General features: G+C 71.2%; 14 protein-coding genes and 1 tRNA gene. 6 read left to right on the forward strand and 9 right to left on the reverse strand.

The annotated features are described in order from the left end of the window. The 3 genes from gndA to RBR11_RS11145 all read left to right on the forward strand — a co-directional run. Positions 1-1,434 (forward strand): NADP-dependent phosphogluconate dehydrogenase (gene gndA / locus RBR11_RS11135; protein ID WP_308489410.1); only part of this gene is annotated, 1,434 nt, incomplete at its 5' end. A gap of 258 nt (positions 1,435-1,692) precedes the next feature. Beyond that, positions 1,693-2,427, forward strand: a complete 735-nt coding sequence (locus RBR11_RS11140) for a response regulator transcription factor (protein WP_308489411.1) — start codon at positions 1,693-1,695, stop codon at positions 2,425-2,427. A gap of 16 nt (positions 2,428-2,443) precedes the next feature. After that, on the forward strand, positions 2,444-4,042 hold the full coding sequence (locus RBR11_RS11145; RefSeq protein WP_308489412.1) for a sensor histidine kinase: 1,599 nt from the start codon (positions 2,444-2,446) through the stop codon (positions 4,040-4,042). A gap of 16 nt (positions 4,043-4,058) precedes the next feature. Here the strand turns inward: RBR11_RS11145 and RBR11_RS11150 are convergent, their stop codons facing one another. From RBR11_RS11150 to RBR11_RS11175, 6 genes are all read right to left on the reverse strand, one after another. Then, complete coding sequence (locus RBR11_RS11150; RefSeq protein ID WP_308489413.1) at positions 4,059-5,585, reverse strand: FAD-dependent oxidoreductase; 1,527 nt, start codon at positions 5,583-5,585, stop codon at positions 4,059-4,061. Then, positions 5,582-6,475, reverse strand: a complete 894-nt coding sequence (locus RBR11_RS11155) for an FAD:protein FMN transferase (protein ID WP_308489414.1) — start codon at positions 6,473-6,475, stop codon at positions 5,582-5,584. The genes RBR11_RS11150 and RBR11_RS11155 overlap by 4 nt, the downstream gene beginning before the upstream one ends. Then, on the reverse strand, positions 6,476-6,949 hold the full coding sequence (locus RBR11_RS11160) for an FMN-binding protein (RefSeq protein ID WP_308489415.1): 474 nt from the start codon (positions 6,947-6,949) through the stop codon (positions 6,476-6,478). A gap of 68 nt (positions 6,950-7,017) precedes the next feature. After that, the gene (locus RBR11_RS11165; protein ID WP_308489416.1) at positions 7,018-8,052 is read right to left on the reverse strand and encodes a ribose-phosphate diphosphokinase; all 1,035 of its coding nucleotides are present in this window, start codon (positions 8,050-8,052) and stop codon (positions 7,018-7,020) included. 8 nt (positions 8,053-8,060) lie between these two features. Continuing rightward, positions 8,061-9,491, reverse strand: coding sequence for a bifunctional UDP-N-acetylglucosamine diphosphorylase/glucosamine-1-phosphate N-acetyltransferase GlmU (glmU, locus tag RBR11_RS11170; RefSeq protein ID WP_308489417.1), 1,431 nt, complete (start codon positions 9,489-9,491; stop codon positions 8,061-8,063). Between the two features lies 1 nt (position 9,492). Further along, positions 9,493-9,564 (reverse strand) — tRNA-Gln (locus tag RBR11_RS11175). Positions 9,565-9,677: 113 nt separating this feature from the next. On the opposite strand from RBR11_RS11175, the gene RBR11_RS11180 reads away from it, so the two are divergent. The 3 genes from RBR11_RS11180 to RBR11_RS11190 are packed head-to-tail and all read left to right on the forward strand — an operon-like array spanning position 9,678 to position 11,476. Further along, the gene (locus RBR11_RS11180) at positions 9,678-10,184 is read left to right on the forward strand and encodes a MarR family winged helix-turn-helix transcriptional regulator (protein ID WP_308489418.1); all 507 of its coding nucleotides are present in this window, start codon (positions 9,678-9,680) and stop codon (positions 10,182-10,184) included. Between the two features lie 13 nt (positions 10,185-10,197). After that, positions 10,198-11,145, forward strand: coding sequence for a pseudouridine synthase (locus RBR11_RS11185; RefSeq protein ID WP_308489419.1), 948 nt, complete (start codon positions 10,198-10,200; stop codon positions 11,143-11,145). A 19-nt stretch (positions 11,146-11,164) separates the two neighbouring features. Then, positions 11,165-11,476 (forward strand): thioredoxin family protein, encoded by a 312-nt coding sequence (locus RBR11_RS11190; RefSeq protein ID WP_308489420.1) that lies wholly within the window; start codon positions 11,165-11,167, stop codon positions 11,474-11,476. Positions 11,477-11,581: 105 nt separating this feature from the next. Here the strand turns inward: RBR11_RS11190 and RBR11_RS11195 are convergent, their stop codons facing one another. The 3 genes from RBR11_RS11195 to RBR11_RS11205 form a co-directional block, all read right to left on the reverse strand. Then, positions 11,582-12,337, reverse strand: a complete 756-nt coding sequence (locus RBR11_RS11195; RefSeq protein WP_308489421.1) for an amino acid ABC transporter ATP-binding protein — start codon at positions 12,335-12,337, stop codon at positions 11,582-11,584. Further along, complete coding sequence (locus RBR11_RS11200) at positions 12,334-13,152, reverse strand: amino acid ABC transporter permease (RefSeq protein WP_308489422.1); 819 nt, start codon at positions 13,150-13,152, stop codon at positions 12,334-12,336. Before RBR11_RS11200 ends, RBR11_RS11195 begins: the two co-directional genes overlap by 4 nt. Before the next feature lie 95 nt (positions 13,153-13,247). Beyond that, positions 13,248-14,075 (reverse strand): ABC transporter substrate-binding protein, encoded by an 828-nt coding sequence (locus RBR11_RS11205; protein ID WP_308489423.1) that lies wholly within the window; start codon positions 14,073-14,075, stop codon positions 13,248-13,250. Positions 14,076-14,172: the final 97 nt, after the last annotated feature.

Here is a 14,172-nt window from a genome sequence, read left to right on the forward strand (position 1 = left end):
GCCAATATCGGAGTCGTCGGACTCGCTGTCATGGGTTCGAATCTCGCCCGCAACCTCGCGAGCCGCGAGGGCAATACCGTGGCGATCTTCAACCGCACCTACGAGAAGACGCAGGGCGTGCTCGACGCGCACCCGGAGGCCGGTTTCATCCCCGCGGCGACGTACGAGGAGTTCGCGGCGAGCCTGTCGAAGCCGCGCACGGCGATCATCATGGTCAAGGCCGGTGCGGGCACCGACGCGGTGATCGACGAGCTCGTCAAGGTGTTCGAGCCGGGCGACATCATCGTCGACGGCGGCAACGCGTTCTTCCCGGACACGATCCGCCGCGAGAAGGCGGTGCGCTCCACCGGGATCAACTTCGTCGGCGCGGGGATCTCCGGCGGCGAGGAGGGCGCGCTGACCGGTCCGTCGATCATGCCGGGCGGGTCCGACGAGTCCTGGGTCACGCTCGGCCCGATCCTGCGCTCCATCGCAGCGATCGCCGAGGGCGAGCCGTGCGTCACGCACGTCGGCCACGACGGCGCCGGGCACTTCGTGAAGATGGTGCACAACGGCATCGAGTACGCCGACATGCAGCTCATCGCCGAGGCGTACGACCTGATCCGCCGCGGCACGGGCAAGAGCCCGGCCGAGATCGCGGAGATCTTCGCGGAGTGGAACCGCGGCGAGCTGGAGTCGTACCTGATCGAGATCACCGCCGAGGTGCTCCGTCAGGTCGACGCTTCCACCGGCAAGCCCCTCGTCGACGTCATCCTGGACCAGGCCGGCGCCAAGGGCACCGGCGCCTGGACCGTGCAGACCGCGCTGTCCCTGGGCGTGCCGGTCTCCGGCATCGCCGAGGCCACCTTCGCCCGCTCGCTGAGCTCGCACCCGGAGCAGCGCGCGGTCGCCGGGTCCCTCCCCGGCCCGGCGGAGGAGTTCGTCGTGGCGGATGAGGCCGCGTTCATCGAGGACGTGCGCCTGGCGCTGTACGCGTCGAAGATCGTCGCGTACTCGCAGGGCTTCGACGAGATCCGCGCGGGCGCGGCCGAGTACGGCTGGAACATCGACCTCGGCGCGATCAGCAAGATCTGGCGCGGCGGCTGCATCATCCGCGCCCAGTTCCTGAACCGGATCGCGGACGCCTACGCCGAGACCCCGGATCTGCCGGTGCTGATGACGGCCCCGTACTTCGCCGAGGCGTTCACCCGCGCCCAGGCCGCGTGGCGCCGCGTCGTCGTCGCCGCCGCGCAGGCCGGGATCCCCTCCCCCGCGTTCTCGTCCTCGCTGTCGTACTACGACGGGATCCGTGCCGACCGCCTGCCCGCCGCGCTCGTGCAGGGCCAGCGCGACTTCTTCGGCGCGCACACCTACAAGCGCATCGACAAGCCCGGCACCTTCCACACCCAGTGGTCCGGCGACCGCACCGAGATCGAAGCCGAAGACACGCACTGAGCGCCACCCCTCCGGGGTCGTTGAGCGAGGACGCCGAAGGCGACCGAGACGAAACGCCGTCCCGGACGTGATCGTCCGAAACGGCGTTTCGTCTCGCTCCGCGCTGCGCTCGGGGCTCGCTCAACGACCCCGAGCCCGGCGGGAGCGGCTCTCGCATCCGGCGATGACGCAGCCATGCGCGGGCTGAGCACGGGTCCCGCCGATCATCGTCGTCACAGTTCATAGTCTGCTCATAGGAAACTGAGGAGAATGGTCCTCATGAACGATCACGCCACTGAGCTGCGCCGCCCCGATGGCTCTCCCCTGCGGATCCTCGCGGTCGACGACGAGCCGATGCTCACCGACCTTCTCGCGATGGCCCTCCGCATGGAGGGCTGGGAGGTCCGCACGGCCGGATCCGGTCTCGAAGCGCTGCAGGTGGCGCGGGACTTCGGGCCGGACGCGCTGATCCTCGACGTCATGATGCCCGACCTGGACGGGCTCGGCGTCCTCAAGCGCCTGCGCGAGCAGGGCAACATGGTGCCCGTCCTGTTCCTCACCGCCAAGGACGCGGTCGGCGACCGGATCGCGGGCCTCACCGCCGGCGGGGACGACTACGTCACCAAGCCGTTCAGCCTCGAGGAGGTCGTCGCGCGGCTGCGCGCGGTCATCCGGCGCTCGGGCGGCGCGACCACGGACGCGAGCGACTCGATCCTGCAGGTCGGCGACCTCACCCTGAACGAGGACAGCCACGAGGTGGTCCGCTCCGGCGACGAGATCGAGCTGACCGCGACCGAGTTCGAGCTGCTGCGCTACCTGATGCGCAACGAGCGACGGGTGCTGTCCAAGGCGCAGATCCTGGACCGGGTGTGGAGCTACGACTTCGGCGGACGCTCGAGCGTGGTCGAGCTGTACATCTCGTACCTGCGCAAGAAGCTCGACGCCGGACGCGACGTGGCCCTGATCCACACCGTCCGCGGCGTGGGTTACATGATCAAGGCCCCGCAGCAGTGATCGAGGCCCGACGACGATGAGCACGCTCCGCCCCCGCGCGCGCGGGCCGCTGTCCCTGCAGACGCGGCTCATGGCGGCGGTGACCGGGTTTGTCTCGCTCATCCTCGTCGTGATCGCGATCACGACCAGCGTCGTGCTCGGCAACGTCCTCGACGGCCGCCTGCAGGACGAGCTCGCCTCGGCCGCGAAGGGCGCGGGTGCCGCCGCCGCCCAGCAGGCCGTGATCGGGGGCAGGATCCCCGACGCCACGGACCTCGTCGTCGGACAGACCGGCGTGCAGACCGGGACGCTCGTCATGGTGGTGTCGACGTCGGGGGCCGCGAGCGGCACGTTCGTGAGCGCGGACCACGTGGCGCAGGACCTCACTCCGCTGCAGATGCGCCAGGTCGTGACCGCGCTCGCCGCAGGGCGCGTCGCCGAGGAGCTCGCGGGTCTCGGCGACTACCAGTTCGCGCACCAGAGCTTCCCGAACTCCGCGAAACCGCAGTTCGAGGTCATCACAGGGCTGTCCCGCGGCACCACGGAGACGCAGATCACGACGCTGTTCTCCGTCATCGCGATCACCACGATCGGCGGCCTGATCCTGCTCGCGCTGTCCACGGCGATCACGATCCGGCTCGCCCTGCGACCGCTGCGCGAGGTCGCCGCGACCGCCAACCGGGTGGCCAACCAGCCGCTGGACCGCGGCGATGTGTCGATCACCGAGCGGGTGCCCGCGTCGGAGGCGGATCCGCGCACCGAGACCGGGCTCGTCGGCGCCGCGCTGAACACCCTGCTCGACCACGTCGACGCCTCGCTCGCCGTGCGTCAACGCAACGAGGAGCGGATGCGGCAGTTCGTCGCGGACGCGAGCCATGAGCTGCGCACCCCGCTGTCGTCGATCCGCGGATACTCGGAGCTGTCGCTGCGCGCTCTGTCCCGCGTGGACACCGCGGCCGATCCCGCGACCGCGTCCGCACACACGGCCCTGGAGCGCATCCAGGCGCAGTCGCTGCGCATGACGAGCCTCGTGGAGGATCTGCTCCTGCTCGCCCGGCTCGAGGAGGGCAGGGAGCTCACGCTCGCGGCCGTGGATCTGTCCCGGCTCGCGATCGAGGGCGTCGAGGACGCCCGGCCCACCGCCCAGGACCACGAGTGGTCGATCGACGTGCCGGAGGAGCCGGTCGAGCTGATCGGCGACACCGGGCGACTGCAGCAGGTGGTCGCGAACCTGCTCGCGAACGCGCGAACGCACACCCCGGCCGGCACGCACATCTCGATCGAGGTGACCGAGGAGGACGGCGAGGCCGTGCTCCTGGTGCGCGACGACGGCCCGGGCATCGACCCCGCCGTGCGCGAGGAGCTGTTCTCGCGATTCGCCCGTGGCGACCGCTCGCGCAACCGCGCGACCGGCGGATCCGGCCTCGGCCTGTCGATCACGAAGGCGATCGTCGAGGGCCACGGCGGCACGATCGCTGTGCAGAGCTCCCCGGGTGCGACGGTCTTCACCGTGCGGCTGCCCCGGACGCCTGCCACGGTGCTGCACGAGCATGCCGACGAATCCGGATCGTCCGTCGAGGACGAGGGAGCGGCGCGGGGCGGTCACCGGATCGGCGACACCGTCAGCGGGCGCTGAACCCGGTCGCCGATCCTCAGTAGCCGGCGAAAGCGTCCGTCGTCACACCCCGGGCTCCGCGGAGGGCGGGCGCGAGCTCGGCGATCAGCGCCGGAGGGCCGGACACGTACGCGTGACGGCGGTCCAGGTCCGGCACGAGCCGGTGCAGCAGCGCCCCGTCCAGGCGGTCCCCGCCCGCCCACTCGACGGACGGCGGCAGGTCGTCCGGGCGATCCGGGGTCGCCACGACGATCCGGGCACCGGATCCGGAGACCTCGCGCAGATAGGCGCACTCCTGCGCCGAGGACGCGACGAGCACCAGCACGGCGTCCGCGGGATCCGCCGCGGCGAGCTGCGACACGAACGGGGTCACGCCGATCCCGGCGGCGACGAGCAGCACCGGCGCCGGCCCGACGGGCAGCATGAAGTCGCCCCACACCCCGGTGGCGGTGAGCACGTCGTCCGCCTGCAGCGAGCCGAGTGCGCGCTTGTACGTCGAGGACGGCTCGGACTCGCGGTACGCGACCCGCACGAACGGCAGCTCGGCCGGGGTCGACACGATGCTGAACTCGCGCCGGGTGCCGCGACTGTCCGGGCGGCGGTGCGGCACCTGCAGTTCGAGGTACTGGCCGGGGCGGAACCGGAACGGCCGGCGGGCGCGGAAGACCAGCTCGCGCACGGTCGGCGTCGTCTCGACCCGGCGCACGAAGGCGAGCCGGATCCCGGCACGGGCGACGAGCACCGCGGCGAGGAGGTTGCCGACGAGCAGCGCCCGCTCCTGGCCGAGCGTGATCACCCCGAGGCTCAGCGGCCAGCCGGCGAGCACCCCGACCACGGCCGCGACGAGGAACTGCTGCCCCCGCCGGGAGGGCAGCGTGAGCGGCTCGCTGAGCATGAACGCCGCGAGGTACAGCGCCGGGGATTGCAGCAGGCTCAGCGCGAGGTCGCCCCACGGGTCGGCGGCGAGGCCCGCCGCCGCGGACTGCACCCCGAGGCGCAGCATCGACACCGCGACGAAGACGAGGACGAAGACGAGCGCGACCCGGATCCGCTCGGTCCGCCAGAGCACCAGGAGCCCGAGCACGAGCACCGGCGCCGCCATCGCGGGGCTGCCCACCCACCAGGCCGAGAAGCCCAGGTTCGTGAGGGTCAGCACGGTCGCGCCGACCGCCGCGGGGTTGAGCAGGTGCCGGCCGCGCCACACCAGGGCGTACTTCGACAGCGCGGCGACCACGCCGGCGACGGCGATGCCGCCGATCTGGTCGGGGTTCGCGCCGGGCTGGACGACGAACAGCAGGATGAGCGCGGTGATCAGCGACGATTCGATCCGCCGCGGGATGTGCAGCAGCGCCTGGGCGACCGCGTCCGTGCAGAACACGGCGAGGGCGAGCAGCGCGAGCGTGGCGAGGATCTCCAGCGGTGTGGGCGCGATCGCTCCGAACACCGACAGGATGACCGCGACCGCGGCGAGCGCGAGCAGGGCGTAGAGGGTGAGCCGGTACATGGACAGGCGGCCGAGCTGCGCGAGCACGCGCTGCCGCGCGCCGACCAGCGTCGCGATCATGCGAACACCTCCACCCGCGCCTTGCCGTTCCGATCCGACTCCGAGGCGACCCCTGCCGACCATTCGACCATGCCGGCAGTCGTCATCCGCACCCATTCCACCCCGTGGCGGTGCGCGAACGCCGGACCTCCATCGAAGAAGAGCGCCGTGGCGGCCGCGTCGGCGAGCATCGCCTCGCGCGCGATGGCCCAGGTCGCGGCGATCGTCCGGACCGGCTCGCCGGTGCGCGCGTCGAGCACGTGGTGCAGGCCGGCGGCCCCGCCGGGCCAGGCCCGCCGGTTGACGGCCGACGCGCACAGCGCCTCGCCGGCGATCGTCGCGACTCCGATCGCCCTGGTCGGATCGAACGGGTGCTCGAGCGCGACCCGGATCGGCGGTCCACTCGCCCGCATGTCGCCGCCGGCGTCGACGATCCGCTCGGTGTGCCCGAAGGATCCGAGCAGGTCGTGCACGACGTCGACGATCCGGCCCTTGCCCAGCGCGCCGACGTCGATCGTCTCCCGCGTCCGCAGGGCGAGCACGCCGTCGGCCCAGGTGAGCCGCGCCATCCAGTCCGCGGCGGCGGGCCGTGCGCCGCGATCGTGGAAGGAGTAGCCGGCGTCGTAGCCGCGCGCGGCGAGACTGTCGCCGACGAGCGGCTGCACGGCGCCCGCCGTCGCCTCCGACAGGTCCCGGTAGAGATCGAGCATCGCGACCGCGTCGGGCGGAGCGGGCACCTCCTGCGGTGCGGCGGCGAGGGCGGTCACCAGCGAGCCGCTGCGGAACCGCGACCAGGTGCGGTCGAAATCGTCGATCATGCCGAGGACCGCCGCGCGCTCCCCGTCCGGCAGCGGACCGGCGGTGCCGATCTCCCAGCCCGTGCCGAGCGCCTCGAACCGCCAGGCGTCCACTCAGCCCGCGGCTTCGGTGCGGATGGTGGCGAGGGCCTGGTTGAAGCCCCGGCTGGTCAGCGAGGATCCTGCCACCCGGCTCACCGAGATGTCGTCGATCCTCTTGCCGACGACGAGCGCCTGGATGCCGCCGATGAACTGCGCCTGGTAGTGCCTGGTCTCCGAGGCCTGCGGGTCCCCGGTGACCTTGAGCCTGGTCACGGTGCCACCCGCCAGGGTCACCGAAACGGTGATCCTCTCCACCGTCTCCGGCGTGCGGTACGAGCCGTTCGCCGTGTAGCTGCCGTCCCTGTACGCACCGGGCGAGGATCCGGTCGAGGGCGCGGGCGCAGCTCCGACCCCGGTCTCCGACGTGGCCTGCGGGGTGGATCCGACCGCGGCCGGGGTGGCGCCCGCGGCGCAGCCGGAGAGCAGCAGGGCTCCGGCGACGCCGACCAGGGCGGATCCGCGGCGGACGGCCGGAGAGACGTTCATGAGGACATCCTGGCGGGCGCGGTTATGGGCCGGCACCAGGATCGCCCCGGCCCGGCCCCGCGACGTGATCAGGCGTCTCCGCCGAACATGCTCGTGACCGAGCCGTCCTCGAAGACCTCGCGGATCGCGGTCGCCAGCAGCGGCGCGATCGGCAGGATGAGCAGGCCGGGGAACCGGCGCTCCGGCGGGAGCGGGATCGTGTCGGTGACGACGACCTCGTCGATCGCCGCGTCCTGCAGGCGCTCGGCGGCCGGATCCGAGAAGACGGCGTGGGTCGCGGCGACGATCACCTTGCGCGCGCCGTTCTCCTTGAGCGCCTGCGCGGCCTTGACGATCGTGCCGCCGGTGTCGATCATGTCGTCGACGAGGAGGCAGGTGCGGCCGTCGACCGTGCCGACGATCTCGTGCACGGAGACCTGGTTCGCGACCTTCGGGTCGCGGCGCTTGTGGATGATCGCGAGCGGCGCGTCCAGGCTGTCCGACCAGGTGTCGGCGACGCGGACGCGGCCCATGTCCGGGGAGACGATGGTGAGGGTCTCGCGGTCCTCGGCCGTCAGGGTCTCCTCGAAGTGCTGCAGCAGGACGGGCTTCGCGAACAGGTGGTCGACCGGGCCGTCGAAGAAGCCCTGGATCTGCGCGGCGTGCAGGTCGACGCTCATCACGCGGTCCGCTCCGGCGACCTTGAGCATGTCGGCGACCAGGCGGGCCGAGATCGGCTCGCGGCCGCGACCCTTCTTGTCCTGACGGGAGTACGGGTAGTACGGGGCGACGACGGTGATCCGCTTGGCCGAGGCGCGCTTGGCCGCGTCGAGCATGATTAGCGTCTCCATGAGCCACTCGTTCACGGGCTCGCCGAACGACTGCACGATGAACAGGTCGCAGCCGCGGATCGACACCTCGAACCGGGCGTAGATCTCACCGGACGCGAAGGTGCGGTGCTCGACCGGGGCGAGCTCGGTGCCCAGGGCGGCGGCCACCGCGGCGGTCAGCTCCGGATGCGAACGACCGCCCGCGACCACGAGCCGCTTCTTGGTCTTCGCGACGAGACCCGGCGCGACGCCGTTGTCCCGATCCAGTTCGACCGTCTTCTTCTTGCGCCCCATCGGCCCGCCTATTCCGCTGAATCGGCCCGTGCCGCAGCGTCCGCCGCGGCCGTGCCTGCCCTGTTCTTCTCGACCCACCCCGCGATGTTGCGCTGGGGTGCGACGGTCATCGCGAGTGCACCGGCGGGGACGTCCTTGCGGACGACGGCTCCGGCGCCGGTCTTCGCGCCGGCTCCCAGCCTAACGGGCGCGACGAGCACCGTGTGCGAGCCGGTGTGCACCTCGTCCCCGATCTCGGTACGGTGCTTGTTCACGTCGTCGTAGTTCGCGGTGATGGTGCTCGCGCCGAGGTTCACGCCCCGGCCCACTGTGGCATCGCCGACGTAGGACAGGTGCGGCACCTTCGAGGCGTCGCCGATCTGCGCGTTCTTGGTCTCGACGTAGGCGCCGATCTTGCCGTCCGCGCCGAGCGAGGTGCCCGCACGCAGGTAGGAGAACGGGCCGACGTCGGCGCGGGCGCCGATCACGGCGAGGGTGGCCTCGGAGCGGCGCACGTGGGCGTCCTCCCCCACCTCGGTGCTCACGAGCGTCGTGTCCGGGCCGATGGTCGCACCGCTCGCGACCGTGCTCGCCCGCAGGATGTGCGTGTTCGGCAGGATCGTGACGTCGGGCGCGAGGGTCACGTCGTCGTCGATCCACGTCGTCGCCGGATCCTGGATCGTCACGCCTTCGCGCTGCCAGCGGCGCACGATGCGGTCGTTCAGGGTGCGCGCCGCCTCGGCGAGCTGGATCCGGTCGTTGATGCCGAACGTCGCGCTCGTGTCCGCGGCGATCTCGACGGCGACCTTCTCGGAAGCGGCGCGGAGCTGTCCGATCACCGTGGTGAGGTACATCTCGCCCTGGGCGTTGTCGGTGGTGACCTTGGCGAGCTCGGCGCGCAGCAGGCCCGCACGGAAGACGTAGACGCCCGCGTTGATCTCGCGGGTGGCCTTCTCCTCCTCGTCGGCGTCCTTCTGCTCGACGATACGGGCGACGTCTCCGTTGGCGTCGCGGATGATCCGGCCGTAGCCGTTCGGGTCGTCCACGATCGCGCTGAGCACGGTGGCCGCCGCGGCGGCGGCGCGGTGCGCGTCGACGAGGGCCTGCAGGGTCTCGGCCTCGAGCAGCGGCACGTCGCCGGAGAGGACGAGCACGTCGCCGTCGAAATCGGCGGGAAGCGCGTCGAGGGCGACCTGCACCGCGCGGCCGGTGCCGGGGATCTCGTCCTGATCGACGATGCCGACCTCGGGATGCGAACTCGCGAGTGCGGCGACGACCTGGTCGCGCTCGTGCCGGACGACGACCTCGATCCGGTCGGCGCCGAGGCGGGCGGCCGTGGTCAGCACGTGGCCGACCAGCGTGCGGCCGCCGATCGGGTGCAGCACCTTGGGCAGCCGGGACTTCATGCGCGTGCCCTGGCCTGCCGCCAGGACGACGATGGCGAGCGTGTTCTCCGTCATGCTCCGCCGCCAGGATTCGAACCCGGACCTCACAGCTCCAAAGGCTGTCGTGCTGCCATTACACCACGGCGGACCGCGGACCGAGGGGCTCCCCCCGCCGCTCTACGATTCTGCCAGACCACGCCAGGGCACCGTCCCCGGCGGCATCGGTGCAGGCCGCGCGGAGGCGTGCCGGATAATGGACGGATGAGCGCGAGCGATGGATCCGGAGACGAGGTCGACCGGATCGTCGCGGCGTGGAACACGCAGCGCCCCGACCTCGACTTCTCCCCGCTCGAGGTGCTCTCCCGCGTCGACCGGCTCTCGCGCCTGCTCGACCGCGCCCGCCGCGACGTGTTCCGCCGCAGCGACCTGGAGACGTGGGAGTGGGACGTGCTGTCGGCGCTGCGCCGTGCCGGCTCGCCGTTCCAGCTGAGCCCGAAGCAGCTGCTGCAGCAGACCCTCGTCTCCAGCGGCACCATGACGAACCGGATCGACCGGCTGGTGGGCCGCCGGCTGGTGCGGCGCGAGGCCGATCCGGACGACGGCCGCAGCGTGCTCGTGACCCTCACCGACGACGGACGGGTCCGCGTGGACGCGGCGATCACCCGGCTCGTCGACGCCGAGGCGACGCTGCTCGCGGCGCTCCCCCGCGGCGACCGGGAGCGGCTCGCGGCACTGCTGCGCAAGCTCAGCCTGAGCTTCGACGCGTGAGGATCCGATCCTGATGGGCATGCCCTCCCCCCTCCCCGTCCGCGACGGGGTCGGCGCGACCCGGCTTGCGGTGCCGTCCGACGGGCCGTGGCCGAGCGTGGCCGCGTACATGGTCGAGCGGTTCTTCCACCTCGACCCCGAGCGGCTGCTGCGCCGCTTCGACCGCGGCGAGATCGTGGCGATCGACGGGTCCGCCCTGACCCGCCGGACCCCGCTCGGAGTGCACGACTTCGTCTGGTACTACCGCGAGCCGCCCGTGGAGAAGGAGATCCCGTTCGAAGCGGAGATCCTGCATCAGGACCTCGACCTCGTCGTGATCGACAAGCCGCATTTCCTGCCGACGACGCCGGGGGGCAAGTACCTGCAGAACTCGGCGCTCGTGCGGCTGCGCAACGCCCTCGGCAACCCGGATCTCACCCCGATCCACCGGCTGGACCGCGCCACCGCCGGCCTGCTGATGTTCTCGGCCCGCCCGGTGACGCGCGGCGCGTACCAGCTGCTGTTCGAGAAGCGCGAGGTGGAGAAGGTGTACGAGGCGGTGTCGCTGCTGCCGGAGGACTGGGATCCGCTGGCGCCGGCGCTCGGCGGATCCGCGTTCCCGCTCGTGCACCGCAACCACATCGAGAAGCTGCGCGGCAACGTCCGGGTGCAGGTGGACCCTGCCCGGGAGCCGAACGCGGAGACCCTGATCGAGCTGCTCGACTTCGACGACCGTGTGCTGCACACGCTGCTGCGGCCGCATTCCGGGCGCATGCACCAGCTGCGCGTGCACCTGTCCGAGCGGGGCGCGGGGATCCTGAACGACGGCTTCTACCCGACGCTGCTGCCCGAGGCGCCCGACGACTTCACGAAGCCGTTGCAGCTGCTCGCGCGTGAGCTGCGCTTCACCGATCCGCTCTCCGGCGAGCCGCGTGAGTTCGTGACCCGACGGGTGCTGCAGGACGCCCCGGCCACCCGCTGAACCGGAGGAGGATGGATCCATGCGGATCGAGATCCTGACCATCGAGGACTGCCCGAACAGCCCCGCCGCCGAGCGGGAGGTGCGTCGCGCGCTCGACGACCTCGGGATCCGCGCCGACCCCGTGGTCCGGGTGATCCGGACGCCCGAGGAGGCCGCAGCGACCGCGTTCGCCGGTTCCCCGACGATCCTCGTCGACGGCGTCGACGCGATCGCCGGCTCCGCACCGATCACCGACCTCGCCTGCCGGGTCTATCTCACCCCGGCCGGCCCCGCAGGAGCCCCGACCGCGGAGATGCTCATCCCCGCGATCCGGGCCTCGCGCGGAACCTGACGTTTCGGGGCGCGATCCTGCGTTTGGGGGCACGTCACGCCGCCCGGCGGCGGCACAACGCGCCCCAAACGCACAGATGCGCCCCGAACTTCCCGACGGAGCGGATCACAGCACTTGGGACAGGAACCTCTGCAGACGGCCGCTTTCCGGCGCCTCGAAGATGCGCTCCGGTGAGCCGGCCTCGACGACGCTGCCGCGGTCCATGAACAGCACCTGCTGCGACACCGACCGCGCGAAGCCCATCTCGTGAGTGACGACGAGCATCGTCATCCCGTCGGCCGCGAGGTCGGCCATCGTCCCGAGCACGCCCTTGACGAGTTCGGGATCGAGGGCCGATGTCGACTCGTCGAAAAGCATCACCTCGGGATCCATCGCCAGCGCGCGGGCGATCGCGACGCGCTGCTGCTGACCGCCGCTCAGGTGCGAGGGACGCACGTCGGCCTTGTGCGCAAGACCGACCCGGTCGAGTTCCCGCAGGGCCCGTGCCGCGGCTTCGTCCTTCGAGAGGCCCCGGAGCCTGGTCAGGCCGAGCGTGATGTTCGCGCGCACGGTCTTGTGAGGGAAGAGGTTGAAGTGCTGGAAGACCATGCCGACGCGCTGGCGCAGCCGGTCGGGGTTCTCCTTCAGCACCGAGCGGCCGTCGAGCAGAACGTCTCCGGAGTCGGGCTCGATCAGCCGGTTCACGGTGCGCAGCAGTGTCGACTTCCCGGATCCCGAGGGTCCGATGACGCAGGCGACCGAGCCGGCGGGCACGTCGAGGTCGACGCCGCGCAGCACCTGGTTGTTCCCGAAGGCGAGGCGGATGTCGCGGGTCGCGACGCTCACGCCGCGGCCGCGCGTCGGAGCGTTGTCGGCACTCATCGGGTCTGCCTCTCGATGTCCAGGACGTCTGCGGCCGGGCCCCCGGCGGCCACACCCGCGGCGTCCATCTCCGTGTCGAAGTCGTCCGCGTCGGGGTCGACCGCGTCGACCCGCTTCCCTTCGCGCAGGCGCTTGTCGATCGCGTTCACGACATGGGTCAGCGGGATCGTGATGGCCAGGTAGAACAGACCCGCGAGCACCAGCGCCGACTGGTTGCCGGTGTTGGCCGCCGCGTCCTGCCCGATCCGGAACAGCTCGCGCTGGCTCGCCAGCAGCCCGAGGAAGTAGATGAGCGAGGAGTCCTTGATCAGCGCGATGAACTGGTTGACCAGAGCCGGAAGCACCCGCCGCACGCCCTGCGGGATGACCACCAGGCGCATCGCCGCCGGGCCGGAGAACCCGATCGCGCGTGCCGCCTCGGTCTGCCCGGCATCGACGCTCTGAATCCCGGACCGGAAGATCTCGCCGATGTAGGCGCTCGCGATGAGCCCGAGCGCCAGGATCCCGAACGGATACGGGTTCGGGCCCCAGACCATCACCCCGAACGGGGCGAAGCCGACTCCGATGAGCAGGATCGTGACCGCGGCGGGCAGTCCCCGCAGCACGTCGGTGTAGACGCGCGCCGGCCAGCGCAGCCAACGATGACGGGACAGGCCCGCGACCGCCACCAGCATCCCGAGCGCGGTGCCGAGGATCCCCGACGTCACCGCCAGGAGCAGGGTGTTCGGCAGCCCGACCGTGAGCAGGTCGGGGAACGCCTTGGCCATGGCGTCCAGGTCGAAGAACGTCGACCAGATCGTGTTCAGCGCATCCACGCCTGTTTCGCTCCCCTCAGCCGATGCGGTCCGTCCGCATTGGGACGGTACCGCATCGGCTCACTGCTCGGAATCGACCCTGCCCTCGGGTCCGATTACTTGCCGCTGCCGGGCACGAAGCCCGCCGGGATCTCGCGACCCGGGTAGTACTGGTCCTCGAGCTTCTTCCACGTGCCGTCGGCGATGACCTCGTCGAGGCCCTTGTTCAGCGCCTCGCGGAGCTTGTCGTTGCCCGGTGCGACCGCGAAGGCCATGCCGTTCTCACTGAGCTTCTTGGCGACGGCGACGATCTTGCCACCTGACTCCGACGCCGTCTTCTCGCCGATCTCGGCGGGCGAGATCCAGGCGTCGGCTGTGCCGGTCTTCAGCTGGTTGAGCGCGGTGTTGTAGTCCGGCACGCGCACGGGGTCGAGCCCGTTGTGGGTCGCGTAGTCGTCCTGCACGGTGCCCTGCACGACGGCGACGCGCTTGCCCTTGAGCTGGTCGAAAGAGGTGATCGCGGAGCCCGCGGGGACCTCGAGACCCAGGTAGCCGAAGTCGTACTTGTTCGTGAAGTCGACGGTCTTCTTGCGCGCGTCCGTGATCGTGATCGAGGACGATCCGACGTCGAACTTCTTGGTCTTGACCTGCGCGAGCAGCGAGCTGAACTCGGTGCCGACGAACTCGACCTTGAGATCGAGCTTCTTCGCGACCGCGGTGAGCAGGTCGTTGTCGAAGCCGGTGAACTTGCCGTCCTTCAGGAAGATGTTCGGCGGTGCGTCCGTGAGCGTGCCGACACGCAGCGTGCCGGACTGAACCAGAGCGTAGGGGTTGTCGTTCGCGCCGGTCGCGCTGCTGGACGCGGAGGAGCAGCCGGTGAGGGCGACGACGAGTGCGGTGATCGCCGTGGTGGCGGCGAGGGCGGATTTCAGGGTGCGGGACATGGTGGGGCGGGTTCCTCTCTGGGGGGACTCCGTCACGGTATTAGTGGTATCCGGTCCCGCCGAATCGATTCGTCACACGCCGTCACAGCCGGCCGGG

The organism is Microbacterium capsulatum (assembly GCF_030865425.1).
Taxonomy (GTDB): domain Bacteria; phylum Actinomycetota; class Actinomycetes; order Actinomycetales; family Microbacteriaceae; genus Microbacterium; species Microbacterium capsulatum.

Excerpts from the sequence above, each read along its gene's own strand:
- RBR11_RS11140 (WP_308489411.1), top strand. The coding sequence starts at position 1,693 with ATGAACGATCACGCCACTGAGCTGCGCCGCCCCGATGGCTCTCCCCTG.
- RBR11_RS11145 (WP_308489412.1), top strand. The coding sequence starts at position 2,444 with ATGAGCACGCTCCGCCCCCGCGCGCGCGGGCCGCTGTCCCTGCAGACG.
- RBR11_RS11150 (WP_308489413.1), bottom strand. The coding sequence starts at position 5,585 with ATGATCGCGACGCTGGTCGGCGCGCGGCAGCGCGTGCTCGCGCAGCTC.
- RBR11_RS11160 (WP_308489415.1), bottom strand. The coding sequence starts at position 6,949 with ATGAACGTCTCTCCGGCCGTCCGCCGCGGATCCGCCCTGGTCGGCGTC.
- RBR11_RS11165 (WP_308489416.1), bottom strand. The coding sequence starts at position 8,052 with ATGGGGCGCAAGAAGAAGACGGTCGAACTGGATCGGGACAACGGCGTC.
- glmU (WP_308489417.1), bottom strand. The coding sequence starts at position 9,491 with ATGACGGAGAACACGCTCGCCATCGTCGTCCTGGCGGCAGGCCAGGGC.
- RBR11_RS11180 (WP_308489418.1), top strand. The coding sequence starts at position 9,678 with ATGAGCGCGAGCGATGGATCCGGAGACGAGGTCGACCGGATCGTCGCG.
- RBR11_RS11185 (WP_308489419.1), top strand. The coding sequence starts at position 10,198 with ATGGGCATGCCCTCCCCCCTCCCCGTCCGCGACGGGGTCGGCGCGACC.
- RBR11_RS11190 (WP_308489420.1), top strand. The coding sequence starts at position 11,165 with ATGCGGATCGAGATCCTGACCATCGAGGACTGCCCGAACAGCCCCGCC.
- RBR11_RS11195 (WP_308489421.1), bottom strand. The coding sequence starts at position 12,337 with ATGAGTGCCGACAACGCTCCGACGCGCGGCCGCGGCGTGAGCGTCGCG.
- RBR11_RS11205 (WP_308489423.1), bottom strand. The coding sequence starts at position 14,075 with ATGTCCCGCACCCTGAAATCCGCCCTCGCCGCCACCACGGCGATCACC.